The 24,368-nt window shown below is 71.9% G+C and carries 24 protein-coding genes; 14 read left to right on the top strand and 10 right to left on the bottom strand.

Annotation, left to right across the window (positions count from 1 at the left end):
• Positions 1-34 precede the first annotated feature (34 nt).
• Complete coding sequence (locus BM236_RS05305) at positions 35-1,882, bottom strand: ABC transporter ATP-binding protein (protein ID WP_091121076.1); 1,848 nt, start codon at positions 1,880-1,882, stop codon at positions 35-37.
• A gap of 72 nt (positions 1,883-1,954) precedes the next feature.
• On the opposite strand from BM236_RS05305, the gene BM236_RS05300 reads away from it, so the two are divergent.
• The gene (locus BM236_RS05300) at positions 1,955-2,383 is read left to right on the top strand and encodes a MarR family winged helix-turn-helix transcriptional regulator (protein WP_091121074.1); all 429 of its coding nucleotides are present in this window, start codon (positions 1,955-1,957) and stop codon (positions 2,381-2,383) included.
• A 10-nt stretch (positions 2,384-2,393) separates the two neighbouring features.
• The gene (coaE, locus tag BM236_RS05295; protein ID WP_091121522.1) at positions 2,394-2,978 is read left to right on the top strand and encodes a dephospho-CoA kinase; all 585 of its coding nucleotides are present in this window, start codon (positions 2,394-2,396) and stop codon (positions 2,976-2,978) included.
• An 11-nt stretch (positions 2,979-2,989) separates the two neighbouring features.
• Here the strand turns inward: coaE and BM236_RS05290 are convergent, their stop codons facing one another.
• The gene (locus BM236_RS05290) at positions 2,990-3,928 is read right to left on the bottom strand and encodes a sigma-70 family RNA polymerase sigma factor (protein WP_091121071.1); all 939 of its coding nucleotides are present in this window, start codon (positions 3,926-3,928) and stop codon (positions 2,990-2,992) included.
• Positions 3,929-4,126: 198 nt separating this feature from the next.
• Positions 4,127-6,268, bottom strand: a complete 2,142-nt coding sequence (locus BM236_RS05285) for a S9 family peptidase (RefSeq protein ID WP_091121069.1) — start codon at positions 6,266-6,268, stop codon at positions 4,127-4,129.
• A gap of 23 nt (positions 6,269-6,291) precedes the next feature.
• Between BM236_RS05285 and BM236_RS05280 the strand changes: the two genes are divergently transcribed.
• From BM236_RS05280 to BM236_RS05270, 3 genes are read left to right on the top strand one after another with little or no spacing between them, the layout of a single operon-like run.
• On the top strand, positions 6,292-6,987 hold the full coding sequence (locus tag BM236_RS05280) for a 5-oxoprolinase subunit PxpA (RefSeq protein WP_091121066.1): 696 nt from the start codon (positions 6,292-6,294) through the stop codon (positions 6,985-6,987).
• Positions 6,984-7,610: a 5-oxoprolinase subunit B family protein gene (locus tag BM236_RS05275; RefSeq protein ID WP_091121065.1), complete on the top strand. Its 627-nt coding sequence runs from the start codon at positions 6,984-6,986 to the stop codon at positions 7,608-7,610. Before BM236_RS05280 ends, BM236_RS05275 begins: the two co-directional genes overlap by 4 nt.
• The gene (locus BM236_RS05270; protein ID WP_091121062.1) at positions 7,597-8,421 is read left to right on the top strand and encodes a 5-oxoprolinase subunit C family protein; all 825 of its coding nucleotides are present in this window, start codon (positions 7,597-7,599) and stop codon (positions 8,419-8,421) included. The genes BM236_RS05275 and BM236_RS05270 overlap by 14 nt, the downstream gene beginning before the upstream one ends.
• On the opposite strand, the gene BM236_RS05265 is transcribed toward BM236_RS05270, so the two are convergent.
• On the bottom strand, positions 8,393-9,715 hold the full coding sequence (locus BM236_RS05265; RefSeq protein WP_091121061.1) for a DNA polymerase IV: 1,323 nt from the start codon (positions 9,713-9,715) through the stop codon (positions 8,393-8,395). The genes BM236_RS05270 and BM236_RS05265 overlap by 29 nt on opposite strands.
• A gap of 151 nt (positions 9,716-9,866) precedes the next feature.
• Here BM236_RS05265 and BM236_RS05260 point away from each other — a divergent pair, with 151 nt between their 5' ends.
• Genes BM236_RS05260 through BM236_RS05250 form a run of 3 tightly spaced genes read left to right on the top strand, consistent with a single transcriptional unit; the run spans position 9,867 to position 13,487 of the window.
• Positions 9,867-10,889 carry a DUF4192 domain-containing protein gene (locus BM236_RS05260; RefSeq protein ID WP_175507556.1) on the top strand — a complete coding sequence of 341 codons (1,023 nt, stop codon included), beginning with the start codon at positions 9,867-9,869 and terminating at the stop codon, positions 10,887-10,889.
• Positions 10,890-10,898: 9 nt separating this feature from the next.
• Positions 10,899-12,026 carry a carboxylate-amine ligase gene (locus BM236_RS05255; RefSeq protein WP_091121058.1) on the top strand — a complete coding sequence of 376 codons (1,128 nt, stop codon included), beginning with the start codon at positions 10,899-10,901 and terminating at the stop codon, positions 12,024-12,026.
• Positions 12,027-13,487 carry a glutamate-cysteine ligase family protein gene (locus BM236_RS05250; RefSeq protein WP_091121057.1) on the top strand — a complete coding sequence of 487 codons (1,461 nt, stop codon included), beginning with the start codon at positions 12,027-12,029 and terminating at the stop codon, positions 13,485-13,487. It begins immediately after the preceding gene.
• Here the strand turns inward: BM236_RS05250 and BM236_RS05245 are convergent.
• The gene (locus tag BM236_RS05245; RefSeq protein ID WP_091121054.1) at positions 13,484-13,924 is read right to left on the bottom strand and encodes a hypothetical protein; all 441 of its coding nucleotides are present in this window, start codon (positions 13,922-13,924) and stop codon (positions 13,484-13,486) included. The genes BM236_RS05250 and BM236_RS05245 overlap by 4 nt on opposite strands.
• A 108-nt stretch (positions 13,925-14,032) precedes the next feature.
• Here BM236_RS05245 and BM236_RS05240 point away from each other — a divergent pair, with 108 nt between their 5' ends.
• From BM236_RS05240 to BM236_RS05225, 4 genes are all read left to right on the top strand, one after another.
• Positions 14,033-14,437 (top strand): universal stress protein, encoded by a 405-nt coding sequence (locus BM236_RS05240; RefSeq protein ID WP_091121051.1) that lies wholly within the window; start codon positions 14,033-14,035, stop codon positions 14,435-14,437.
• Between the two features lie 29 nt (positions 14,438-14,466).
• On the top strand, positions 14,467-15,042 hold the full coding sequence (locus BM236_RS05235; RefSeq protein WP_091121050.1) for an HhH-GPD-type base excision DNA repair protein: 576 nt from the start codon (positions 14,467-14,469) through the stop codon (positions 15,040-15,042).
• A 129-nt stretch (positions 15,043-15,171) separates the two neighbouring features.
• Positions 15,172-16,674: an RNA polymerase sigma factor gene (locus tag BM236_RS05230; protein WP_091121047.1), complete on the top strand. Its 1,503-nt coding sequence runs from the start codon at positions 15,172-15,174 to the stop codon at positions 16,672-16,674.
• A 69-nt stretch (positions 16,675-16,743) separates the two neighbouring features.
• Positions 16,744-18,516, top strand: coding sequence for a putative bifunctional diguanylate cyclase/phosphodiesterase (locus tag BM236_RS05225; protein ID WP_091121046.1), 1,773 nt, complete (start codon positions 16,744-16,746; stop codon positions 18,514-18,516).
• Between the two features lie 7 nt (positions 18,517-18,523).
• Here the strand turns inward: BM236_RS05225 and BM236_RS05220 are convergent, their stop codons facing one another.
• The 3 genes from BM236_RS05220 to BM236_RS05210 form a co-directional block, all read right to left on the bottom strand.
• Complete coding sequence (locus BM236_RS05220) at positions 18,524-19,366, bottom strand: EamA family transporter (RefSeq protein WP_091121043.1); 843 nt, start codon at positions 19,364-19,366, stop codon at positions 18,524-18,526.
• Positions 19,366-19,842: a DUF456 domain-containing protein gene (locus tag BM236_RS05215; protein ID WP_175507555.1), complete on the bottom strand. Its 477-nt coding sequence runs from the start codon at positions 19,840-19,842 to the stop codon at positions 19,366-19,368. Before BM236_RS05215 ends, BM236_RS05220 begins: the two co-directional genes overlap by 1 nt.
• A gap of 82 nt (positions 19,843-19,924) precedes the next feature.
• The gene (locus BM236_RS05210; protein WP_091121041.1) at positions 19,925-20,152 is read right to left on the bottom strand and encodes a DUF7455 domain-containing protein; all 228 of its coding nucleotides are present in this window, start codon (positions 20,150-20,152) and stop codon (positions 19,925-19,927) included.
• Positions 20,153-20,419: 267 nt separating this feature from the next.
• Here BM236_RS05210 and BM236_RS05205 point away from each other — a divergent pair, with 267 nt between their 5' ends.
• Positions 20,420-22,570 carry a DNA gyrase/topoisomerase IV subunit B gene (locus tag BM236_RS05205; RefSeq protein ID WP_091121039.1) on the top strand — a complete coding sequence of 717 codons (2,151 nt, stop codon included), beginning with the start codon at positions 20,420-20,422 and terminating at the stop codon, positions 22,568-22,570.
• Between the two features lie 186 nt (positions 22,571-22,756).
• On the top strand, positions 22,757-23,611 hold the full coding sequence (locus BM236_RS05200) for a DUF6801 domain-containing protein (protein ID WP_091121036.1): 855 nt from the start codon (positions 22,757-22,759) through the stop codon (positions 23,609-23,611).
• Between the two features lie 89 nt (positions 23,612-23,700).
• Here the strand turns inward: BM236_RS05200 and BM236_RS05195 are convergent, their stop codons facing one another.
• Positions 23,701-23,949, bottom strand: coding sequence for a DUF4242 domain-containing protein (locus tag BM236_RS05195; protein WP_091121034.1), 249 nt, complete (start codon positions 23,947-23,949; stop codon positions 23,701-23,703).
• Between the two features lie 119 nt (positions 23,950-24,068).
• Positions 24,069-24,320 (bottom strand): DUF4242 domain-containing protein, encoded by a 252-nt coding sequence (locus BM236_RS05190; RefSeq protein ID WP_091121032.1) that lies wholly within the window; start codon positions 24,318-24,320, stop codon positions 24,069-24,071.
• Between the last annotated feature and the right edge of the window lie 48 nt (positions 24,321-24,368).

The following is a 24,368-nucleotide window of genomic DNA, read 5'->3' as shown; positions in this document are numbered from 1 at the left end:
GGCGAGGATCGCCCGCCGGCCCGGTGTCACGCCGTCACGCGGCCTGGGTCGTCCGCTCGAGGCCGCCCCTGACCAGGTCGGCGTACCGACCGCCCGCGAGCAGCAGCTCCTCGTGGGTGCCCCGCTCGACGACCCGTCCCCGGTCGAGGACGGCGATCTGGTCGGCGTTGCGCACGGTCGACAGTCGATGGGCGATGGTGATGGTGGTGCGGCCGCGCGCCAGGGTGTCGAGCGCCGCCTGCACCTCGCGCTCGGTGGTGTTGTCGAGCGCGCTGGTGGCCTCGTCGAGCACGAGCACCCGCGGGTCGCGCAGCAGCGTGCGGGCGATGGCCAGGCGCTGCTGCTCGCCGCCGGAGAAGCGGTGGCCGCGCGAGCCGACCATGGTGTCGTAGCCCTCGGGCAGCGACTCGACGAGGTCGTGGATGCGGGCCGCCCGGGCGGCGGCCTCGATCTGCTCGTCGGTCGCGTCGGGGCGGGCGTGGCGCAGATTGTCACGGACGCTCGCGTGGAGCAGGTAGGTCTCCTGGGTGACCACGCCGACCGCCTCGGCGACGTCGGCGAGGGTCAGGTCGCGCAGGTCGACGCCGTCGAGCGTGACGCGGCCGGAGCCGGGGTCGTGCAGCCGGGCGACCAGGCCGGCGAGCGTCGACTTTCCGGAGCCGGTCGCGCCGACCAGCGCCAGGCTGCTCCCTGCCGGGACGGTCAGGTCGATGTCGTGCAGGACGGCGGTGGAGGCGTCGTACCCGAAGGTGACGTGGTCGAAGCGGACCTCGCCGTCGACCTCGCCGAGGCGCACAGGGTCGGCCGGGTCGTCGATCTCGACGGGAAGGTCGAGGTATTCGAAGATCCGGCTGAAGAGCGCAAGGCTCGCGGTCACGTCGACACCGACGTTGAGCAGCCCCATCAGTGGGCGGAAGAGCGAGCTCTGCAGCGACACGAACGCCACCAGGGTCCCGATCGTGACCCCTTCTCGGGTCACCGGGAGGCCGGCGGCGAGGTAGAGCGCCGCTGGCACCGCCGCGAAGATGATCTGCATCGTGGCCATCCGCCAGCGGCCGGCGAGCTGGCTGCGGATCTCGAGATCCACGAGCTCGTGGGAGGTCCGCTCGAAGCGGCCGGCCAGCGCGGGCGCCGACCCGAGCGTCTTGGTGAGCAGGATCCCGCTCACCGACAGGCCCTCCTCGACCTGGGCGTGCAGGTCGGCGAGCTTGGCCTGCCGCTGGGAGGTGACGGCGTAGCGCATCCGCGCGACCTGGCGGGTGGTGATGACGGCGGGAGGAAGGACGACGAGCGAGATCAGCGCGAGCCGCCAGTCGAGGGCGAACATGGCGATCACGGTGCCGATGACGACGGTGACGTTGGCAGCGATCGCGGTGGCCGTGCTGGTGACGACGCCCTGCATCGAGCCGATGTCGTTGACCATCCGCGACTGCACCTCGCCGCCGCGGGTGCGGGTGAAGAAGTCCACCGACTGGCGCTGCAGGTGCGTGAACAGGTCGCTGCGCAGGCGGTGCATCACCTGCTGGCCGACCCGTGTCGACAGCAGCGTCTGGAAGATGCCCAGGGCGGCGCTCGCCACGGCGACGGCGACCATGCCGACGACGCACCAGACGAGCAGCCCGACGTCCTGGCCGGGCAGCGCGACGTCGATGACGTGGCGGACCAGGAAGGGCTGGGCCAGCCCGATCGTGGAGCTGACCACGATGAGCGCGATCACGACGCCGAGCGTCGACCGGTGCGCGGAGAAGAGCCGGCCGATGCGGCGCAGCGAGACCGGTCGGTCCTCGAGCTGGCGCCGGTCGGACCGTCGGGAGTCAGGGTTGCGGCGGGCCCGCTGAGTGTCGCGCTCGGCCGCGCCATGGGAGTGCTGAGGGTTCACCATCCGACCACCTCGTCCTATTACTGAGGGAACCTCACTATGAGGGTAACGCAGAAGTGGCTACGATCCATTCCCATGCGAGAGGACGAGCGTGAGGAAGAGACCACCGCGGAGCTGCTGATGGCGGTCGCCAGGAGGCTGCGACGCGGATTCGCCGCCGCGCTCGAGGACTACGCCGTCACTCCGTCGCAGGCCCGTGCCCTGCGGACCGTGGTCGAGGAGCCGGGCATCCGGCTCTCCGTCCTGGCCGAGCGTCTCGGCATCGCGCCGAGGTCGGCCACCGAGGTCGTCGACGCCCTGGAGGCCCGCGGCCTCGTCGCGCGCGAGCCGGACCCGGCCGACCGGCGCGCCATGAGGGTCACCGCGACCGGGGAGGGCCTGCGGCTGCAGCGCCTGGTCCACGAGTCGCGCCACCGTGAGCTGGACGGGTTCGCCGACGGCCTGACCGTGCGGGACCGCGCCGAGCTGGACCGGATCCTCCGGCTCCTGCTCACCGGTCGCTAGGGTGCCCCGCGTGAGAGTGGGGCTGACGGGCGGGATCGGGTCGGGCAAGAGCACGGTCGCCGGCATGCTGCGCGAGCTCGGGGCGGTCGTCGTGGACTCCGACGTCCTGGCCCGCGAGGTGGTGGCACCCGGCACTGTCGGACTGGCCCAGGTGGTCGAGGCCTTCGGGCCCGAGATCCTCGCGGCGGACGGCACCATGGACCGCGCCAAGGTCGGCGCCATCGTCTTCGCCGACCCCGAGCAGCGGCAGCGCCTCGAGGCCATCGTCTGGCCGCTGGTGGCCGCGGCCAGCGCCGAGCTCGCCGCCACGGCGGGACCGGACGACGTCGTGGTGCACGACATCCCGCTCCTGGTCGAGACCGGTCAGCAGTCGAGGTTCGACGCGGTCGTCGTGGTCGACGTACCCGTCGAGACGCAGGTGGAGCGGCTGCTCCGCGACCGCGGCATGGACGAGGCCGAGGCGCGCTCCCGCATCGCCGCCCAGGTCACCCGGGAGCAGCGGATCGCCGCGGCCACCCATCTCATCGACAACACCGGAACGGTCGAGGACCTCCGCCGACGAGTGGCGGAGGTCCTCGCCGAGCTGCGCTCGTAGCCCTCGGGCGCTCAGGCCGCGAGGTCGGGGTCGCCGAGGCGACGGAGCTTCTGCAGCGCCTCGCGCTCGAGCTGGCGGACCCGCTCGGCCGAGATGCCGTGCTTCACGCCGATGTCGGCCAGCTTGTGCTGGCGGCCGTCGAGCAGGCCGTAGCGCGACCGGATGATGTCGGCGGCGCGGTCGTCGAGCTGGCTGACGAGGGCGTTGAGCCGCTCGCGCGACTCCTCGTCGAGCACCGTCAGGTCCGGCCCGGGCGACGTCTCCTGCGCCATCAGGTCGCCGAGCGAGGTGTCGCCGTCCTCGTCGATCGGGGAGTCGAGGCTGATGTGCTCGCGACCCCACGACATCAGGTCGAGCACCCGGTCGACGTCGATCCCGAGCTCGGCGGCGATCTCGGCGGGCTCCGGGTCACGGCCGAGCTGGCGCTCGAGCGTGCGGCGGGCGCCGCCGATCTGGTTGAGCTCCTCGACGACGTGGACCGGGAGCCGGACGACGCGGGCCTGCTGCGCGATGCCGCGGGTGATCGCCTGGCGCACCCACCACGTCGCGTAGGTCGAGAACTTGTAGCCCTTGGTGTAGTCGAACTTCTCGACCGCCCGGATCAGGCCGGTGTTGCCCTCCTGGATTAGGTCGAGCATCGGCATCTGGGCGCGACCGTACTTGCGCGCGATCGAGACGACGAGGCGCAGGTTGGCGGTGATGAAGGTGTCGACCGCCTTCTGCCCCTCCTCGGCCAGCCACTCGAGCTCGGCCCTCGTCGCGCCGCTCGGCGCCTTGCGGCCGTAGCGCTTCTGGGCGAGCAGGTGCTCGGCCATCAGACCCGCCTCGATGGCCTTCGACAGCTCGACCTCCTTGGCGGCGTCGAGCAGCTCGTTGCGAGCGATCTCGTCGAGGTAGAGGCCGACGCTGTCGCGACCTTCGATCTCACGGACGGCGGTGCGTGTCGCCATGGGGACCCTCCTTCATGTGCAGGGTTCGCCTGCAGGATCTCAACGCATCAGGTGACCCCGGGATTCCCGCGGCATGCATGCGCTCTCGAAGGAAAGGACGTTCGACTGATGCGCAGAGTTGCGGTTCTGCGCGAATCTCAGGGTCTTCTCAGGGCCGGCCCCGTGATCTCGACGCGCTCGCTGGCGCTCGCGGCCCGATCAGCGAGGCGCGAGGCCGAGCCGGTCGAGGATCCAGGCGAGGGAGAAGGCCCGGTCGTGCCACGCCTGGTAGCGCCCGGAGACGCCTCCGTGCCCGGCCGACATCTCGGTCTTGAGCAGGACGTCGGCACCCGCGACGGCGCGCAGCCGGGCCACCCACTTCGCCGGCTCGACGTAGAGCACCCGGGTGTCATTGAGGGAGGTCTCGGCCAGGATCGACGGGTAGGCCCGGGTGGTCACGTTGTCATAGGGCGCGTACGACGCCAGGTAGTCGTAGACGTCCGGATCGGCCTCCGGGTTGCCCCACTCGTCGTACTCGACGACCGTGAGCGGCAGGGAGGCGTCGAGCATCGTCGTGAGGTTGTCGACGAACGGCACCGAGGCGTCGATGCCGGCGAACATCCCCTCGGGCGCGAGGTTGGCGACCGCCCCCATCAGCAGGCCGCCTGCGCTGCCGCCCTCGGCGACGATCGCGCCGGGCCGTGCCCAGCCGGACTCGACCAGGTGCCGGGCGCACGCGATGAAGTCGGTGAACGTGTTGCGCTTGCTGAGCACCTTCCCCTCGTCGTACCAGCGCCGGCCCATCTCGCCGCCGCCGCGCACGTGCGCGATCGCGAAGGCCGCGCCGCGGTCCAGGACCGACAGGCGGGGGATGGAGAACCCAGGGTCGATGGAGTGCTCGTAGGAGCCGTAGCCGTAGAGGTGCACCGGCACCGGGCCGGCCGTCCGGGCGTCCTTGCGCACGACCAGCGAGATCGGTACCTGCTCGCCGTCGTCGGCGGTGGCCCAGAGCCGGTGCTCCTCGTAGAGGTCGGGGTCGTAGCCGCCGAGGACCGGCTGCTGCTTGCGCAGGGTCAGCGAGCGACCGGCGACGTCGTAGTCGTAGACCGAGCTCGGGGTGCGCATGGTGGTGTAGCCGAGCCGGATCGTCGGCTGGTCGAAGGCCGGGTTGCCGCCCGAGCCGATGGTGTAGAGCTCGTCGTCGAACTTGACCAGGTAGTCGTCGGCGACGCCGTCCGCGTCCAGCGGCAGCACCCGCAGCTGGGTGAGACCGCCGCTGCGCTGGTGGACGATCAGGTGACCGGCGAAGGCGTCCACCGACTCCAGCCGTACAGCGGGGTCGTGGGCGATCAGCGGGGCCCACTCGCTGCGCGGGGTCGGCGCGATCGGCGCGGTCGCGATCTCGAAGTCGGGGCCGCTGGCGTTGTGCAGGACGAGGAAGACGTCCTCGCCGCCGATCACGGCGTGCTCGAGGGAGTACTCCACGCCCTCCTCGCGGGCGGCGAAGACCTGCCAGCCGGCCTCGGGGTGGTCGAGGTCGAGGAAGCGGTACTCGGTGGTGACCTTGGCGCCGGACTCGATCATGAGGAAGCGGTCGCTGCGCGTGCGGCCCAGGCCGCTCCAGAACCGCTCGTCGGCCTCGTGGAAGACGAGCTCGTCGTCGGCCTGCGTCGTGCCGAGGACGTGCCGCCACACCTTGTCCGGGCGCCAGGACTCGTCGACCGTCGAGTAGTAGAACGAGGCGCCGTCGCGGTCCCAGGTGGCCCCGCCCATCACGCCGGTGATCTCGTCGGGCAGCAGGTCACCCGTGGTGAGGTCCTTGACCCGGACGGTGTAGCGCTCGTCGCCGACGACGTCGGTGGCGTAGGCCAGCTTGGTGGTGTCGGGGGACACCGCTGACCCGCCGACCGAGAAGAAGTCGTGGCCGGTGGCGAGCTCGTCGAGGTCGAGCAGGACCTCCTCGCCGGGCAGTGCCGGCTGGTCGGGGGCAACGTCGGCGGGCGTCGGCGGGGTCCAGTCGGCCGGCCCGTCGGCAGGGTCGGCGACGGGGACGCGGCAGGTGGCGCCGTACTCCTTGCCGGCGAAGGAGCGGCCGTAGTACCAGTAGCCGCGGTTGCGGGTCGGCACCGAGAGGTCGGTCTCGAGGGTGCGCGTGCGGATCTCCTCGAAGACCTGCTGGCGCAGGTCGGCCAGGTGCGCGGTCCTCGACTCCGTCCAGGCGTTCTCCGCCTTGAGGTAGGCGATGACCGCGGGGTCGCTCTTGTCGCGCAGCCACTCGTAGTCGTCGGTCCGGGTGCGGCCGTGGTGGGTCGTGGTGATCGGGCGCCGCTCGGCGACCGGAGGCTGGGGCTGCTCGGACATGGCGCGACCCTATCCTCGGTCCCATGACTGCCGAGTCGGAGCGGGTCGTCGACCTCAACGCCGACCTGGGCGAGGAGGTCACCGACGACGAGGCGCTGCTCGGGCTGGTGACCTCGGCCAACGTGGCGTGCGGCTACCACGCCGGCTCGCCCGCGATCATGCGGGCGGTCTGCGCGACCGCGGCCGCGCGGGGCGTGTCGGTCGGCGCCCAGGTGTCCTACGCCGACCGGGCGGGCTTCGGCCGGCTGCCTCTCGACGTGCCGGCCGACGTGCTGCGCGAGCAGGTCGCCGACCAGGTGGGGACACTCTCCGAGATCGCGTCGTCGGAAGGCGTCGCGGTCCGTTACCTGAAGCCGCACGGCGCGCTCTACCACCGCGTCCGCGACGACGAGGAGCAGGCGTCGGCGGTGCTCGCCGGCTCGGGGACGCTGCCGGTCCTCGGCATGCCCGGCGCGCTCCTGACGCTCGCTGCCGCGGCCGGGCGCGAGGTGATCGGCGAGGGCTTCCCCGACCGCGCGTACGACGGCGACCGACTGCGTCCGCGCGACCGGCCCGGGGCGGTCCTGACCGAGGACGACGCGATCGTCGCCCAAGCGCTCGCCCTGGCCGGGTCGGTCCGCTCGCTGTGCCTGCACGGCGACACCCCGGGCGCCGTCGCGCACACGCGGGCCGTGCGCACCGCGCTCGAGGGCGCCGGCTGGACGCTGGTCGGCCTGTGAGCGAGCCGGGCGTCGTCGGGGTCCGGCGGGTCGGCGACCGGGCGCTGCTCGCCGAGGTCGGCTCGGCGGAGGAGGCGGCGGCGCTGGCCGCCTTCCTGCGTGCGTCCGGGCTCGTCGCCGACGACGTGGTGCCGGCGGCACGCAGCGTGCTCGTCGACGGTGTCGACGGCTCCGACGGTGTCGACATGGCGGCGGCGGAGCGGCTCGTGGCGTCCTGGCCCGGCGGCAGGTCGGTCGCTGCCGCGCGGACCGTCGTGATCCCCGTCACCTACGACGGTCCGGACCTGGAGCTGGTCGCGTCCCGCTGGGGCGTCTCGGTCTCCGAGGTGGTCGCGCGGCACACGTCATTGACGTTCACGAGCGCCTTCTGCGGTTTCGCGCCCGGCTTCGCCTACCTCGCCGGCCTGCCGCGGGAGTGGCAGGTGCCGCGGCTCGCCGACCCACGCCCGCGGGTGCCGGCCGGCTCGCTGGCGATCGCGGGGGAGTGGTGCGGGGTCTACCCGACGGCCTCGCCGGGCGGCTGGCTGCTGCTCGGCTGCACCGCCGTGTCGCTGTGGGACCCGGCCGCCGCCGAGCCCGCGCTGCTGGCGCCGGGGACGCGGGTGCGCTTTGCCGGTCTCTGAGGTCGAGGTGCTCGCGGCCGGCGCCCTGACGACCATCCAGGACAGGGGCCGGCCCGGCTGGGCCCACCTCGGCGTCCCCCGTGCCGGTGCGCTGGACGCGCCGGCGGCCGACCTGGCGAACCGGCTGGTCGGCAACCCGCCCGGCACCGCGGTCCTCGAGACGGTGCTCGGCGGCCTGACCCTGCACAACCGGGGGCCGGGCCGCTGGGCGGCGCTGACCGGCGCGAGCGGACCGCTGACGCTGTGGTGGGCCGCCGGAGAAGAGCTGAGCGTGCGGATGCCGGCGTACGGCCTGCGCAGCTATCTCGCCGTCGCGGGTGGCTTCGACGTCGCTCCCGTGCTCGGCTCCCGCAGCACCGACACCCTGGCCTGGGTCGGGCCGCCGCGCGTCGTCGACGGAGCCGTCCTGCCGCTGGGCGAGCCGACCGGGGCGCCGCGCGCCGTCGACGTGCCGCCCGCGCGGCGGCCCGGCGGTCTGCGGGTGCTGCCCGGACCTCGGGCCGACTGGATCCGCTCGCTCGAGCCTCTCTTCGCGAGCGAGTGGACGGTGCGCACGGAGTCGGACCGGATCGGCCTGCGGCTCGACGGCCCGGCGCTGGAGCGGGCGCGCGCGGACGAGCTCGCCAGCGAGGGGATGGTGCTCGGCGCGATCCAGGTCCCGCCCAGCGGCCGCCCGATCGTCTTCCTCGCCGATCACCCGCCGACCGGCGGCTACCCCGTCGTCGGGGTCGTGCACCACGACGACCTGTGGCAGTGCGCCCAGGCGCGCCCGGGCGATCCGATCAGGTTCCGGCGGGCGGCCAGGGGCTGAGGGCGGGGTCCGCCGCCGAGTAGGACCGCACCGGCCCCGGTTCGGTGGTCGCCGTCTCGAAGCGGACCGTCACCACTCCTCGGCCCGAGCCCCACACCCAGCCGCGTCCGAGCTCGGCGTGCAGGACGTCCATGCCCGGCGCCCACTCCGGTCGGTGCCGGATCGGCACGGCCGGCTCGGGGAGCGCGAGCGCCTCCTCCGCCTCGTCGGACTCCCCGAAGAGGTCCTCCTGGATCCAGTCGGCGAGGCCGGAGACACCGACACCGAGCAGGCGTACGCCGCCCGCGGTGGACCCGCCCGCGACCAGCTCGCCGAGCAGCGTGCGGGCCAGCCGGGCGATGGTGGGGGCCGCGTCGGTGGGAGCGGCGAGCGTCGACGAGCGGCTGAGCGTGGTGAAGTCGTAGAGACGCACCTTCAGCGTGACGGTCCGACCCGAGAGCCCGTGCTTCTGCAACCGGCCGGCCACGTCGCGGGCCTGCCGGTCGACCAGGCCCTCCATGACGACCCGGTCGGTCAGGTCGGTGTCGTAGGTGCTCTCGACGCTGACCGACTTGGCCTCCTGCTCCGCGACGACCGGGCGGTCGTCCTGCGCGCGGGCCAGCTGGTAGAGCCCGCCGCCGTGGGCCTTGCCGACGAGTCGGACGAGCTCCTCCAGGCTCACCGACTCCAGGTCGGCGACGGTGTGGATGCCGGCCCGGCGGAGGCGCTCGTCGGTGGCCGGGCCGACGCCCGGGATGACCTTCACGCGCATCGGCCGCAACAGCTCGCGCTCGGTGCCCGGGGCGACCACGACCAGGCCGTCCGGCTTCTCCAGGTCACTGGCGACCTTGGCGATGAACTTGCTGCTGCCGACGCCGACGCTCGCGGTGAGCCCGTCGGTCACGTCGTGGACGCGCTCGCGCAGCTCCTCGGCGAACGCCCGGACCGACTCCACCCCGAGGTCGTCCAGCGAGGACCGCTCGAGGTCGACGAACGCCTCGTCGAGCGAGAGCGGCTCGACCAGCGGCGAGACGCTGCGCAGCAGCCCCATCACGCGCTCGCTGGACTCGCGGTAGGCCGGGAAGCGCGGGTAGAGGAAGGCGGCGTGCGGGCAGCGGCTGCGCGCCTCGCGGGTCGACATCGCCGAGTGGACGCCGTACTTGCGGGCCTCGTAGGAGGCGGTGGCGACGACCCCGCGGCCGCCGATCCCGCCGACGACCACGGGCTTGCCGCGCAGCGACGGCTTGTCACGCTGCTCGACCGACGCATAGAACGCATCGAGGTCGATGTGGAGGACGGAGGCGTGCTGGCGCACGGACGGAACCTACCCCGCCGGACCGACACTCCCGTCACCTGCGCCCCGCGGCAGGCCGCTCGCCGTCCACAGCGCGTCCTTCGGACCGCAGTTCCCACAGGGCAGTGCCGAACCGGTCGAGAGCGTCGGCCTCGCCGACGAGCGTGGCGGCATGACCACCTACACCGCCCGTTCCGCCGAGGACGTCCTCGCCCTCGTGCCGGTCGTGCTCGGCTTCGAGCCGCACGAGTCGATCGTCATGCTCACCTTCGGTGGGTCCCAGCCCCTCCACGCCCGGGTCGACCTCCCCGAGCCCGAGGACGTCCAGGCGTGCGTGTCGGCGCTGCTCGCACCGGCCGTGCGCCACCGCGTCGCCCAGGTCGTCCTGGCCCTGTTCAGTGGGAGGGACCGCGTCGTCAGGCTCACCGCCGGGGCGCTGTCGCGCCGCTTCCGAGTGGCGGGCATCCACGTCATCGACGTCATCCAGGTCCACGACGGCCGTTGGTTCGCACCACTCGGGCGCAGCGGCGTCCCGGTGGACGGAGTGCGCTACGACGTCTCCGACCATCCGTTCCGGGCGCAGGCGGTCCTCGACGGGAAGGTGACCGTGGGATCGCGCGACGAGGTGGCCGAGCGGATCCGCGCCGATGGGGAGGCGGTCGCCGCGGTCGAGGACGCGCTGGGGGAGCTGTGGGAGCAGCTCCCTCCCGACCTGCAGGTCGCCTTCGACGACGCCGATGCGCCGGAGACGGCGCTGGCGCTGCTCGGCCGGGTCCGCCCCGACGGCCCGGAGCTGCGCGCCGTCCTCGCGCGGCACCTGGTCGCAGGCACCGTGCCGGACGACGAGGAGGCGGCGCGGATCCTGCTCGCCGTGTACAACGGAGAGATCCGCGACCACGCCTGGGTGGGGATGCGCCGTGAGGACGCGGTGCACCACGTCCGGCTGTGGACCGACCTGCTCCGGCGGGCGCCCGACGGCCTGGTGGCCGGCGCAGCCGGGGTGCTCGCGTTCGCGGCGTGGATGCACGGCGACGGCGCGTTGGCCTGGTGCGCGGTGGACCGGTGCCTCGACGAGGCTCCGGACCACGGGCTCGGGAGGCTCGTGGCCGACGCGCTCGAGCGAGCCGTGCCACCGCTGGAGGAGTGGCCCGCCGACCTCGGCCACGACAGGTTTCCGCGGGGTCTCGCTGGATAACGTTGCCGCATGGACGTCCGCACCGTGGGGGTCGAGGAGGAGCTGCTCCTGGTCGACCCGGAGACGCGCGCGGTCAGCGCCCGTTCCGTAGAAGTGCTCAAGGCCAACCGCGAGCACGGCAGCGGCCGTGACCCGCAAACCTCGAGCGACCAGCTGGACCAAGAGATCTTCCTGCACATGGTCGAGACTCGCACCGACCCGACCACCGACCTCGACGACACCGCCCGCCAGCTCGTCGCCGCGCGGCGGACGGCGGGGGAGGCAGCCACCTCGTCGGGCCTCGGGGTGATCGCCTGCGGCGTCGTCCCGCTCGCCGGCACCGAGCCGCAGGTCTCGCCCGACGAGCGCTACCAGGCCATGGTCGAGATCTTCGGCGAGGCCGCGCTCAACGGCAGCACCTGCGGCACCCACGTCCACGTCGCGATCGACTCACCGGAGGAGGGGGTCGGCGTCATCGACCGGATCGCGCCCTGGCTGCCGCTCCTGGTCGCGGCCGGGGCCAACTCGCCGTTCGCCGAGGGCCAGGACACGCGCTACGCCTCCTGGCGCTCGCAGGTCTGGTCGCGCTGGCCGAGCGCCGGCCCGACCGAGGCGTTCGAGACCGTCGGGGGCTATCGCGAGGCGTCCCGCATGCTCCAGATGACCGGAGCCGCCCGGGACGACGGGATGCTCTACTACGACGCCCGGCTCTCGGCCAACCAGCCGACCGTCGAGGTGCGGGTCGTTGACGCGTGCACCGACCCCGAGGACGTCCTCCTCGTGGCCGCGCTGGTCCGCGGACTCGTCGGGACGGCCGCGCGCGAGTGGGCCGACGAGCAGCCGCTGGACCGGTGGCGCGCCGCGCTCCTGCGCGCCGGTCACTGGCGCGCCGCGCGGATGGGGCTCAGCAACACGCTCGTCCACCCGCAACGCCGCGAGCTCGCGCCCGCCCGCGAGGTGCTCGAGGCGCTCGTCGACCATGTCCGCGAGGCGCTCGCCGACGCCGGTGACCTCGACCGGGTCGCCGAGGGCGTCGACCGGGTACTACGTGCGGGCGGGGCGACGCGGCAGCGGGCGGCGTACGAACGCGGCGGCAGGATCGAGGAGGTCGTCGACGACCTCCTCGCACGGACCGAGGCCACCTGGAAGGCGGCGTAAGTGGGCGAAGAGGTCGAAGAACAGGAGTTTGGCGGGTCGGACCGGGGCCGGTTCCGGGAGAAGCTGCGCCGCAGCCTCGACGTGCTGGCGCGCATGCTCGAGGAGCAGCGGTTCGACGCGACCGACCCGATGACGGGGCTGGAGGTCGAGCTCAACCTCATCGACGACCGCGGCATGCCCGCGCTGCGCAACGCCGAGGTCCTCGACGCGATCGACCACCCGGACTTCCAGACCGAGCTGGCCCGCTTCAACGTCGAGGTCAACGTCCCGCCGACCGCCCTTCACCACGGCGGCTTCGGGCGGCTCGAGCAGTCGCTGAGGGAGCGGCTCGACGAAGCGCGCCAGCGCACGGCGAGCCAGGACGCCGACCTCGTGATGATCGGCATCCTGCCCACGCTCGGCCCCGAGCACCTGCAGGCGCCGAGCATGAGCGCCGACTCGCGCTACTCCGTGCTCAACGACCAGGTGATCGCCGCGCGCGGTGAGGACATCCGGATCAGCATCGAGGGCGCCGAGCGGCTCGAGATGGTCGCCGACACCGTGCTCCCGGAGGCCGCGTGCACCAGCACGCAGCTCCACGTGCAGGTGCGGCCGGACCGGTTCGCCGCCTACTGGAACGCCTCGGAGGCCGTCAGCTCGCTCCAGGTCGCGATCGGCGCCAACTCGCCCTACTTCCTGGGCAAGGAGCTGTGGCGCGAGACCCGCATCCCGCTCTTCGAGCAGTCGACCGACACCCGCAGCGAGGAGCTCCAAGCCCAGGGGGTGCGGCCACGCGTGTGGTTCGGCGAGCGGTGGATCACCTCCGTCTTCGACCTCTTCGAGGAGAACCGGCGCTACTTCCCGGCCCTCCTGCCCGTCGTGGACGACGAGGATCCGGTCGCGGTGCTCGACGGTGGCGGCACCCCCGGCCTGGCCGAGCTGCGGCTGCACAACGGGACGATCTATCGCTGGAACCGGCCGGTCTACGACGTCGCCGACGGGCTGCCCCACCTGCGCGTCGAGAACCGCGTGCTGGCGGCCGGGCCGACGGTGGCGGACACGATGGCCAACGCCGCGTTCTACTTCGGGCTGGTCAGGTCGCTCGCCGAGAGCGAGCGCCCGCTCTGGTCGCGGCTGCCGTTCGCCGCGGCCGACGAGAACTTCCACGCCGCGGCGCGTGACGGCATCGCGGCCGAGGTGGCCTGGCCGGGCCACGAGCGGATCGCCGCCACCGAGCTCGTCCTCCGACTCCTCCCCGCAGCACACGAGGGTCTCGTCGACTGGGGCGTCCAGCCCGCCGAGGCCGACCGGGTGCTGGGCATCATCGAGGGGCGTGCGAGGCGCCGCGTGAACGGCGCCGAATGGTTGGTCCGCAGGGTGCGCGAGCGCTCACGTGAGGGCCGCCTGGCCGCGCTGCGGGCGACGCTGCTGGACTACCGCGACCGCATGCACACCGGTGAGCCGGTGCACACCTGGGACTAACGGCGATCGCTTCGCGGGCGCATCCGCACCCAGGTCGTCTCCAGCCTGCTGCGCGGGTCCCGCCAGCCGTGCCGGTTGACGACGACGAAGACCAGCGGAAGGCCCGCCTCGCCGAGCGCCTGGCGCGCACCTGCGAGCCAGTCGGTGTCGACGTCCTGGTCGATCAGCTCGCCGGATCGCGTGAGCCAGACCAGGGGCGTGCCGGACATGGCGACGCGCCGCACCATCGCCGCCACGACGTCGGCTCGCAGCGCGTGGTCGGTCGCCTCGTCCGGCCTGATCGGGTGGACCACCTGCCTCGCCCCTGGGAGTCCGACGTGGAGGATGGGCAGGTGCGCCGGGCGGCGCTCGGCGACGGCGTGGTCGAGCACCGCCTGCCGCAGCGCCCGGCGCAGCGGCGTGGCGACCGGCTCGCGCAGCCCCGCCTCGTGTCCCATGCCGCCAGCCTGCCGGAGTGCGCCGCGGCGCGCCGACGCTCCTCCACAGGCTGCCGTGCGGGGTGGGCCGTTGTAACGTGACTCACACTCGCGAACAAGGAGGTCCGGATGGCCACGGTCGTCGTCGGCTACGTGCCGAAGCCCGAGGGTGACGCAGCACTGGAGAGAGCGGTCCAGGAAGCGGAGCTCCGCGGGCTGAAGCTCGTCGTCGTCAGCTCCCAGCGCGGCGGCGCAGACTACGACGAGCAGGCAGCGAGCGAGCACGACGCCGCCCTCGACCAGGTGCGCCGCAAGCTCGACGGCACGGGAGTGCCCTACGTCGTGCGGCAGCTCGTCCGCGGCTTCGACCCCGCCGACGACCTGATCAGCATCGCCGAGGCCAACGCCGCCGAGCTCATCGTCATCGGCCTGCGGCGTCGCTCGCCGGTCGGCAAGCTCATCCTGGGCAGCAACGCCCAGCGGATCCTGCTCGACGCGCACTGCCCGGTGCTCGCCGTCAAGGCTCGCGACTGACCGAGCGCGCGGTGCGCGATACTCGGGGCATGGCCATCCAGATCGCCCAGGAGCCGGCTGCCGACCAGGTGCTGACGGAGGACCCGTTCGCCCTGCTGGTCGGGATGATGCTGGATCAGCAGTTCCCGATGGAGCGCGCCTTCGCGGGGCCGGCCAAGGTGCTGGAGCGGTTCGGGACCCTCGACCCGGCGGCGATCGCGGCCGCCGACCCGGAGGCGTTCTCGGAGCTGTGCCGCCGGCCGCCCGCGATCCACCGCTACGGAGGCTCGATGGCGACCCGGCTGCAGGAGCTGGCCGGCATCGTCGCCACCACCTACGGCGGTGACGTCACCCGGCTGTGGACCGAGGCGTCGAGCGGTGCCGACCTGCTGAAGCGGGTGATGGCCCTGCCGGGCTTCGGCAAGCAGAAGGCACAGATCTTCGTCGCGCTCCTGGCCAAGCAGCTCGGCGTACGGCCGGAGGGCTGGGAGCAGGCCGCGGGTAGCTACTCCGAACCCGGGTACCGGTCGGTCGCGGATGTGGTCGACGAGGTGTCGCTGCAGAAGGTCCGCGCCTACAAGCAGGAGAAGAAGGCGGCCGCCAAGGCGGCCGCGCCGCGCGGTTGACCCTCGGGTGCTGGGGGTTGGGGCCCTCGTGGCAGAATGAACTCGCGGCTCTTGACACCACCGGGCCTTGCCGCGCCCCGAAGCCACCAGGCCAGCGGGGCTGGCCGACGAAAAACACTGTCACGAGAGGTGTTCGTGTCCTCGAACGCACGGAAGATCCCCGCTGAGGTGCTCAGCCACCCGGCAGTTGTGTCGCTCATCGAGCGGGCCATGCCCTCAGGCCGCGTGACGCCGGAGGACGTCCGGCAGGCGACCGAGCAGGCAGCCGTCGAGCCGCGGCACCTGAAGTCCCTTCTCGGGCACCTGAGCACCCTCGGCATCTCGGTCGACCTGGGCGCGCCCGCGGGCAAGGCTGCGGCGGCGACGTCGGCGACCAAGAAGGCCGCCACGGCGAAGACCGCGGCCAAGAAGACCGCCGCGAAGAAGGGCGCCGAGCCGGCGCCGGCCGAGGCCGCGTCCGCCAAGGCCGCCGGCGCGGACGGTGAGGAGCCCGTGCTCGAGGACGTCGACGTGGAGTCCATCGAGATCGAGGTCGGGACGGACGAGGCCGCCGCCACGGTGAGCCCCGACGGCAAGAAGATCCTGCCGGACATCCCCGACGACCAGTTCGAGAAGGACGTCGCGACGGACCCGACGATCGTCGAGGACGAGAAGGAAGCCTCCTTCGTCGTCTCGGCCGCCGACGACACCGACGAGCCCGAGCAGCAGGTGATGGTCGCCGGCGCGACGGCCGACCCCGTGAAGGACTACCTCAAGCAGATCGGCAAGGTGCCCCTCCTCAACGCCGAGATGGAGGTCGAGCTCGCCAAGCGGATCGAGGCCGGCCTCTTCAGCGAGGAGAAGCTCGCCAAGGGCGGCAAGATCACCGCGAAGCTCGAGGAGGAGCTCGAGTGGATCGCCGAGGACGGCCGCCGCGCGAAGAACCACCTGCTCGAGGCCAACCTGCGACTCGTGGTCAGCCTCGCCAAGCGCTACACCGGTCGCGGCATGCTCTTCCTCGACCTGATCCAGGAGGGCAACCTCGGCCTGATCCGTGCGGTCGAGAAGTTCGACTACACCAAGGGCTACAAGTTCTCGACCTACGCCACGTGGTGGATCCGTCAGGCCATCACCCGAGCGATGGCCGACCAGGCCCGCACCATCCGCATCCCGGTGCACATGGTCGAGGTCATCAACAAGCTCGCCCGCGTGCAGCGCCAGATGCTCCAGGACCTGGGCCGCGAGCCCACGCCGGAGGAGCTGGCCAAGGAGCTCGACATGACCCCCGAGAAGGTCATCGAGGTCCAGAAGTACGGCCGCGAGCCGATCTCGCTGCACACCCCGCTCGGCGAGGACGGCGACAGCGAGTTCGGCGACCTGATCGAGGACTCCGAGGCGATCGTCCCAGCGGACGCGGTCAGCTTCACGCTGCTGCAGGAGCAGCTGCACGCCGTGCTCGACACGCTGTCCGAGCGTGAGGCGGGCGTCGTGAGCATGCGGTTCGGTCTCACCGACGGCCAGCCGAAGACGCTCGACGAGATCGGCAAGGTCTACGGCGTCACGCGCGAGCGGATCCGGCAGATCGAGTCCAAGACCATGTCGAAGCTGCGGCACCCGTCGCGGTCGCAGGTCCTGCGCGACTACCTGGACTGACCGCGGGCCGGGCGGGAATCCTCGCCCGGGTAGAGGTAAGGGCCCGCCCGCGCGTGCCGATGAGGGTGCATGGTCCTCCTACGCGCGCGTTGGCGGCGGCTCGCCTCCAACCGGCAGCACCCTGCTGTGGCGACCCTTCCGGTCGTCGCACTGACGACGGGTGCCGTCTACGTCACGGGCGCGGCGTGCATCCTGCTGGTGGTCCTGGTCGACCCGCGGACGGCCCATCGGGCCCCGTTGATGGTGATACCGCTGACCTCGATGCTCAGCGGCCTGGCGGTTCTGAAGTGGGGCCGTAGGTTCCCGCGCTGGTTCTTCCACGTCGCCGTGGTCGCCGGGGCCGTCCTCACCACCGCGCAGATCCTGCTGGGCCGTGGAACGGGCGTCGTCGACGCGACGGTGCCGGTCTACCTCTTCGTGATCCTCGACGCGGCCCTGTTCTTCTCCGTCGTCGGCGTGGCGGTGCACCTGACACACGTCCTGCTGGTGACGACCGTGCTGCTGCCGCAGGTCGGCGTGTCGTGGCAGACCGTGGTGACCTTGAACGGCGTCTGCATCGCGGTCGGGATCGTGGTCGCGGCCGTCTGCCGCGCGGCCGACGCGGCTGAGGAGGACCCGCTCACCCGATTGATGAACCGGCGCGGTCTCGACCGCCGACTGCAGGAGGCGCTCCAGCAGGCGCGCGCCGACGACAGCCGGCTCTTCCTCGCCCTGCTCGACCTCGACGGGTTCAAGCAGATCAACGACGGCCAGGGCCACCAGCGCGGCGACGAGCTGCTGCGGATGTGTGCGAGCCGATGGCGCAGCGTGCTGCCCAAGAACGCGGTGCTGGGCCGCTACGGAGGCGACGAGTTCGGTCTCATCGTCCTCGACGACACCCTCGGCGGCGCCGCCGACCTCGCCGACCGGCTGCGGGAGGCGCTCGCCCCCGAGGTGACGGCGTCGGCAGGTGTCGCCGCGTGGCGCGCGGGCGACTCGGCGTCGATGCTCATGAGCCGGGCCGACGTCGCGCTCTACGACGCCAAGGCGGCCGGTCGCAACCAGACGGTCGTGCACGGCGACCCGGGCCGTGCGGCGAGCGAGCTCGAGGCGGCGATCGAGTGTGGCGAGCTCGTCCTCCACTACCAGCCCCTGGTCCGGCTCGCCGACCGCGCCGTCGTCGGGGTCGAGGCGCTGGTGCGCTGGCAGCACCCGCAGCGCGGCCTGGTGCCGCCGGGCGACTTCGTGCCACAGGCCGAGCGGACCGGAGCCATCCGGGCGCTCGGCGCCTGGACGCTGGACCAGGCCTGTCTCGCCCTCGCCGAGACCGGCAACACCTTCGCGACGGTGTCGGTGAACGTGTCGGTGTGCGAGCTGCGCCGGGCCGAGTACGTCCACACGGTGCGCGCGGCGCTCTGGCGCCACGGGCTGCAGGGCGACCGCCTCATGATCGAGGTGACCGAGGCGGTCTGCGACGACGACGACCCCCAGGTCGCCGAGACGCTGCACGAGGTCCGCGCCCTGGGCGTGCTGATCGCCATCGACGACTTCGGCTCCGGCTACTCATCCCTTCGCTGGCTGGACCGGTTGCCGCTCGACGTCATCAAGATCGACGGCACCTTCATCGAGGGCATCAAGGAGGAGTCGCTGGAGGCTCCGATCTTGGAGGCCATCCTCGTGATGGCGCGCTCCCTCGGCGTCCGTGTGATCGCGGAGCGGGTCGAGACGATGCACCAGGCACGCGTCCTCGGCGGTCTCGGCTGCGAGCTCGCGCAGGGGTTCCTCTTCGGGCGCCCGGAACCGCTGTGGGAGCCGTCGTCGGTCCAGCGGCCGATGAGCTGGTCGCTCGCGGCCGGCCTGTGACGCCGGCTCAGCCCGTGGCCACGAGCGCCACGGCGACGGCGCACAGGGCCAGCCCGAGCGCCTGGGCACGGTGGACGTGCTCGCGCAGCACGGTGATGGCCAGCAGCACGGTCGCGGCCGGGTAGAGCGCCGCGACGACCGCGGAGACCGCGAGCATCCCGTGGTCGAGCGAGGCGAGGAAGAACGCCAGGGCGGCAGCGGCCAGGATCCCGGTGCTGGTGGAGAGCGCGGCCGTCGCGTTGCGCGGCACCCAGTCGCTGCGTGCGACGAGGGCGCCGGCGACCACGACCGCCGCACCCACGAGCAGGCTCAGCGCGACCGGCCAGAAGCCGTCCGCGTCCGGGGCCTTGGCGATGGCGGCGAAACCCACGCCGAAGCCGCAGCCGGCGAGCAGGCCGTCGCTCACTCCTGAGGAGCGGGCGGGCGAGTCGTCGGGCGCGTCCAGCGACGGCTCCCGTGCGACCAGGAACGTCGCAGGCACCGCCAGGACGATGCCGATCCAGGCGGGCAGCGACGGCCGGTCGCCGGTGAGGACGCCGACGGCCGCCGGGAGCAGGGCCGCGAGCACCCCGGAGGTCGGCGCCACGACGCCCATCCGGCCCGACGACAGGCCGCGGTAGAGGAAGGAGAGCCCCACGCCGCTGCCGATCCCCGAGAGGACGCCCCAGGCGGCGCCGGCCGCGCTCAGCGATCCGCCGTCGACCAGCGCCAGCAGCGCGAGCGCGGCCGCCCCGGTGATCTGGGAGCAGAAGGCGGCGGTCCAGGGCGGGATCCGCGAGGAGATCACGCCGCCGAGGAAGTCAGACGTGCCGTAGGCCAGGGCCGACAGCAGCGCGAGCAGCACCGCCATCAGGTGGCCACGAGCCCGACCACCCAGGTGATCGTGGCGAGCACGCTGAAGACCAGCTCGAGCAGGATCGACAGGCCGGCCGCCCGCAGCGCGTGCTTGGTCGAGGGCCAGGCCCTTCCGGACCCGAGCCGTCGCCACTCGGCTAGGTAGACGCCGAGGACGAAGCCGATGAAGAGCCCGACGAGCGGGATGACGAAGAACCCGACGATCCCGAGCGCGGCGCCGGCCAGCTGGGTCGAGGTCGGGATGCCGGCCTCCTTGAGCCGGCGGCCCGGCAGGAGGTACTTAGCGACCGCTCCGGCGGCCAGGAGCACGGCCGCCACGGCGAAGGCCAGCCAGGCCGTCGTACCGCCCGTCTCGGAGGCCCAGACGAGGATGGCACCGCCGACGATGAGCGTGCCGGGAAGGACCGGGACGATGGTGGTCGCGAGGCCGACCGCGATGGCGAGGGCGACGACGATCTCGAGGGCGGACACGGGGACACCCTAGGCACCAGGACGCACAACGGCCCCGGACACACCGTCCGGGGCCGTTCTCGTGGGCTTGTGGAGTTGGGCCTCAGTGCTCGTCGTCGGGCGCCTGTGCCGGCGTTCCGGTGAGCTTGTGGGTCTCGTCGACCACGTTCACCGCGATCTTCTTGAGCTTGTCACCGTGCTCGCGGGCATGGTGGGCGCAGAAGAGGAGCTCGCCGCCGGACTGCAGCTCGACACGAAGGTAGGCCTGGGCCCCGCAGCGGTCGCAGCGGTCCGCAGCGGTCAGCGGGGAGCTGGCAACAGCAGTAGTCACATCGGCCTCATTTCTCTTCTCTGTCGGTGACAGGTGCAACGTAGTCGCGGGGGTCAAGATTCCCCAGGGACTGTGTTGCCCACCACCCTTCGATCCAACCATGGTCGTGCATCTTGTTCATCGGCATTCCATGCCCCGAGCTTCACAGTCCGGGTACCCAGTCTGACCTCGTCACCAGCGATTCGGAGCCGATTGGCCGAACGGGTGGGCCGATCGTGTCCACATCGTGACGTCGTGGTCGTTCCGGTCACCGTAAGCCGCGCCCCGATGCGCGTCCCTGCACCGGACCGCGGCGTGTCGCGGGTAGATTGCGAGGGAGTCCCCACGGCTAGGAGCAGCACGATCGACAGCACCTACAACGCCGCCCACCTCCTCGTCCTGGAGGGGCTGGAGGCGGTCCGCAAGCGCCCGGGCATGTACATCGGGTCCACCGACACCCGTGGGCTCATGCACTGCGTCTGGGAGATCATCGACAACGGCGTCGACGAGGCCCTCGCGGGTCACGCGCACCGCGTCGAGGTCACCCTGCACGAGGACGGCTCGGTCGAGGTCTACGACGACGGGCGGGGCATCCCGACCGACAAGGAGCCCAAGACCGGGCTGCCGGGCGTCGAGGTCGTCGCGACCAAGCTCCACGCCGGCGGCAAGTTCGGCGGGTCGTCGTACGCCGCCACGGGTGGCCTGCACGGTGTCGGACTCTCGGTCGTCAACGCGCTGTCCTCGCGGATGGACATCGACGTGGACCGCTCGCCGGCGCGGCAGGGCCTGAGCTTCCAGCGCGGCGTGCCGGGCGTGTTCGTCGGCGACGGGCCGACGGCCCGCTTCACGCCCCAGAGCGGCCTCACCCGCAAGGGCGCCCGCGTGACCAAGGGCAGGTCCGGGACGCTCATCCGTTTCTGGCCGGACCGCCAGATCTTCACCAAGGACGCGAAGTACGTCTGGGACGAGCTGATCGGCCGCGCCCGCCAGACCTCGTTCATCGTCCCCGGCCTCGAGCTCGTCATCCGCGACCTGCGCGGCGCGGAGTCCGGCGGGGAGGGCCCGGTCGAGGAGAAGTTCCGCCACGACGGCGGCATCGCCGAGTTCGTCGACTTCCTCTCCCAGGGCGAGCCGGTCACCGAGGTGCTCCGCCTGCAGGGCTCGGAGACCTTCACCGAGACCGTGCCGATGCTCGACGACAAGGGGCACATGACCCCTCAGGACGTCGAGCGCGAGCTGGGCGTCGACGTCGCGCTGCGCTGGATCAACGGCTACGACACCGAGGTGCGCTCCTTCGTCAACGTGATCGCCACTCCCAAGGGCGGCACCCACGTGAGCGGCTTCGAGAGCGCGCTGACCAAGACGTTCAACGACGCCATGCGGGCGGCGAAGGTGCTCAAGGTCAACGACGTCGACGTCATCAAGGATGACGTCCTCGAGGGCCTGACCGCGGTGGTGACCGTGCGCCTGGCCGAGCCGCAGTTCGAGGGCCAGACCAAGGAGATCCTCGGTACGCCGGCGGCCCGGGGCGTCGTGCGCAAGGTCGTGTCGTCCGAGCTCAAGGCGTTCCTCACCTCGACCAAGGCCAAGGAGAAGGCCCAGGCCAAGCTGGTCATGGAGAAGGTGCTCGGCGCCGCCAGGACCCGCATCGCCGCCCGGCAGCACAAGGAGACCCAGCGCCGGAAGAACGCGCTGGAGTCCTCAGCGCTGCCGGCCAAGCTGGCCGACTGCCGCGCCGCCGACAACGAGCGCACCGAGCTCTTCATCGTCGAGGGCGACTCCGCTCTCGGAACCGCCAAGCTGGCCCGCAACAGCGAGTTCCAGGCGCTGCTGCCGATCCGCGGCAAGATCCTCAACGTGCAGAAGGCGTCGGTCGCCGACATGCTCAAGAACACCGAGTGCGCCTCGATCATCCAGGTCGTCGGTGCCGGCTCGGGGCGCACCTTCGACCTCGAGGCCGCGCGCTACGGGAAGATCATCTTCATGGCGGACGCCGACTCCGACGGCGCCCACATCCGCACCCTGCTGGCGACGCTGTTCTTCAAGTACATGCCCGATCTGGTCTCGGCCGGGCGGGTCTACTCCGCCGTACCGCCGCTGCACCGCATCGAGCTGTCCAACCCGAAGAAGGGGATGGACAAGTACGTCTACACCTACTCCGACGACGAGCTGCAGCGCCGGCTGGCGGAGCTGAAGAAGAAGAACGTCAGCTGGAAGGACCCGGTCCAGCGCTACAAGGGTCTCGGTGAGATGGACGCCCACCAGCTGGCGGAGACGACGATGGACCCGCGCCACCGGACGCTGCGGCGGCTGACGGTCGACGACGTCGAGAGCGCCGCGGGCGTCTTCGACCTCCTGATGGGCTCCGACGTGGCGCCCCGCAAGGAGTTCATCACCGCCGGCTCGAGCGCGCTCGACCTGGACGATCTCGACTTCTGAACTCTCCAGTAACAAGGGTCGGCGTTTCTGACGTGTCCGGCGTCACTATGTGGTTTGCTATCCCGGCCAACATCGGCAGGTTCGACTCGGGCGGGGAGCTGTCCGAGGGGGACCTCGCCGCGGGGTGCGCGCGACAGCTGCGTCTGCCGTGAGTGCACCTCTTCGCTACAAGGGAGGAAAACCCGAATGAAGCTTGCTCGTCCGCTCGCCGCCAGTGGCGTCGCTCTCGCCGCCGTTGCTGCGACCCTCGGTGCCGTTGCGCCGGCTCAGGCCGCCGGGATCAGCGCCGCCTACCAGTGCGTCTTCCCTGTGGTCGGGCCGCAGACCGTCACGCTCACGGTGAACGGCGCGCTCCCCACGACGGCTGCCGCCGGCATCCCGGTGGCTGCCGGCCTGCTGCACCTTCCGGTGACGGCCACGACCGACATCTCGGTCGGCCTGGCTCTGGCCGGGATCCAGGCCAACGGGGCCGAGGTCAAGGACTTCGCGTCCACCATCGGCAACGTGCAGGTCAAGGTCCCGGCGAAGTTCGGAGCGCCGACCCCGTCCGACGCCAGCCACATTCAGTTCAGCGGTGAGGGCATCAACGAGTTCTTCCAGCAGCCGGCTGCCGGCACCTACGCCATCACGCTGCCCAAGTCGTTCACCATCACCCCGACCAAGGACGGTGCCCCCATCCCTGGGGTCACCGCGCCCTGCACGACCGCGACCCCGGTCAGCCTCGGCTCGATCAAGGTCGACAAGCAGCTCGGCCACGTGTCGGCCAAGGCGTCCAAGAAGGCCGTGAAGAAGAAGAAGGCGAAGCTCGTCGTCTCCGTCGCCAACGACTGGTCCGCCAAGGGCGGCGTCCAGGTGGGCGGCACGGTCGTCGTCAAGAAGGGCAAGAAGGTCGTCGGCCGGGCCACCGTGGTCAACGGCAAGGCGACCGTCAAGCTGAAGAAGCTCAAGAAGGGCGTCAACAAGGTGAAGGTCTCCTACCTGGGCGACGCGTACACCGGTGCCGCCAAGTCGGCCAAGGCCTACAAGGTCAAGGTCAAGTGACCCCTGCGGGGATCTGACTGATCACGCACGACGCCCGGTCCGCCCTGATGGGCGGGCCGGGCGTCGTACATTTCGACTCGATCGCGGGCTCACGACCCCTCGGAGACCGCGTAGATCTCGTCGGCGACGAGACCGTGGGCCTCCTTGTGGACGTGGTTGGCAGCCTCGGCGTCGGGGGCGTCGACGAGGCAGAAGATCTTGCCCTGCTCCTCGTTGACCCAGTAGCGCAGGTAGCTCACGTCGTAGCGGTCCTGGGTGGCGAGGTCGGCCTCGTGCGCGCCGGCAACGTCTGCGAGAGACACCTCGCCGAGGTTGTGGACATCCATGAAGAGCGGCATCTGTTGACACCTTCCGTGTGGTGGGGGTTCGGTCGTCATCGACGCTATTTCCGACACCGGTCCCTCGTGATCCGCGACGCCTGCCCAGGTTCTCCGGCGCGAGATCGGCGGTTGCCCACTCAGGAGCCCTCCTGCACCTGGTAGATCTCATCGGCGACGAGGCCGTGGGCCTCGCGGTGCACGGTGTTGGCGGCCTCCGCCGAGGGCGCCTCGCACAGGCAGAAGATCCTGCCCTCCTCCTCGTTGACCCAGTAGCGCAGGTAGGTCACGTCGTGCTTGTCCTGCTCGGCCAGGTCGGCGACGTGGGCGGCGGCCACGTCGTTGGCCGTCACGCCTCCGTTCATGTGGTGGACGTCCATGAAGAGCGGCATCGCAGATTCCTTCCGTCGGGGTTCCTCGACGGTAGGTGGGCAGCACCG

This window comes from Nocardioides terrae, from assembly GCF_900112345.1.
Taxonomy (GTDB): Bacteria; Actinomycetota; Actinomycetes; order Propionibacteriales; family Nocardioidaceae; genus Nocardioides; species Nocardioides terrae.
The sequence above is the reverse complement of the archived record's forward strand: the minus strand, read 5'-3'. Positions and strand labels throughout refer to the sequence as shown.

What these genes read in the sequence shown, in the direction of transcription:
- BM236_RS05305 (WP_091121076.1), bottom strand. Translation starts at nt 1,882, where the DNA reads ATGGTGAACCCTCAGCACTCCCATGGCGCGGCCGAGCGCGACACTCAG.
- BM236_RS05300 (WP_091121074.1), top strand. Translation starts at nt 1,955, where the DNA reads ATGCGAGAGGACGAGCGTGAGGAAGAGACCACCGCGGAGCTGCTGATG.
- BM236_RS05290 (WP_091121071.1), bottom strand. Translation starts at nt 3,928, where the DNA reads ATGGCGACACGCACCGCCGTCCGTGAGATCGAAGGTCGCGACAGCGTC.
- BM236_RS05285 (WP_091121069.1), bottom strand. Translation starts at nt 6,268, where the DNA reads ATGTCCGAGCAGCCCCAGCCTCCGGTCGCCGAGCGGCGCCCGATCACC.
- BM236_RS05280 (WP_091121066.1), top strand. Translation starts at nt 6,292, where the DNA reads ATGACTGCCGAGTCGGAGCGGGTCGTCGACCTCAACGCCGACCTGGGC.
- BM236_RS05260 (WP_175507556.1), top strand. Translation starts at nt 9,867, where the DNA reads ATGACCACCTACACCGCCCGTTCCGCCGAGGACGTCCTCGCCCTCGTG.
- BM236_RS05255 (WP_091121058.1), top strand. Translation starts at nt 10,899, where the DNA reads ATGGACGTCCGCACCGTGGGGGTCGAGGAGGAGCTGCTCCTGGTCGAC.
- BM236_RS05245 (WP_091121054.1), bottom strand. Translation starts at nt 13,924, where the DNA reads ATGGGACACGAGGCGGGGCTGCGCGAGCCGGTCGCCACGCCGCTGCGC.
- BM236_RS05240 (WP_091121051.1), top strand. Translation starts at nt 14,033, where the DNA reads ATGGCCACGGTCGTCGTCGGCTACGTGCCGAAGCCCGAGGGTGACGCA.
- BM236_RS05235 (WP_091121050.1), top strand. Translation starts at nt 14,467, where the DNA reads ATGGCCATCCAGATCGCCCAGGAGCCGGCTGCCGACCAGGTGCTGACG.
- BM236_RS05225 (WP_091121046.1), top strand. Translation starts at nt 16,744, where the DNA reads ATGGTCCTCCTACGCGCGCGTTGGCGGCGGCTCGCCTCCAACCGGCAG.
- BM236_RS05220 (WP_091121043.1), bottom strand. Translation starts at nt 19,366, where the DNA reads ATGGCGGTGCTGCTCGCGCTGCTGTCGGCCCTGGCCTACGGCACGTCT.
- BM236_RS05205 (WP_091121039.1), top strand. Translation starts at nt 20,420, where the DNA reads ATGCGCGTCCCTGCACCGGACCGCGGCGTGTCGCGGGTAGATTGCGAG.
- BM236_RS05200 (WP_091121036.1), top strand. Translation starts at nt 22,757, where the DNA reads ATGAAGCTTGCTCGTCCGCTCGCCGCCAGTGGCGTCGCTCTCGCCGCC.
- BM236_RS05195 (WP_091121034.1), bottom strand. Translation starts at nt 23,949, where the DNA reads ATGCCGCTCTTCATGGATGTCCACAACCTCGGCGAGGTGTCTCTCGCA.
- BM236_RS05190 (WP_091121032.1), bottom strand. Translation starts at nt 24,320, where the DNA reads ATGCCGCTCTTCATGGACGTCCACCACATGAACGGAGGCGTGACGGCC.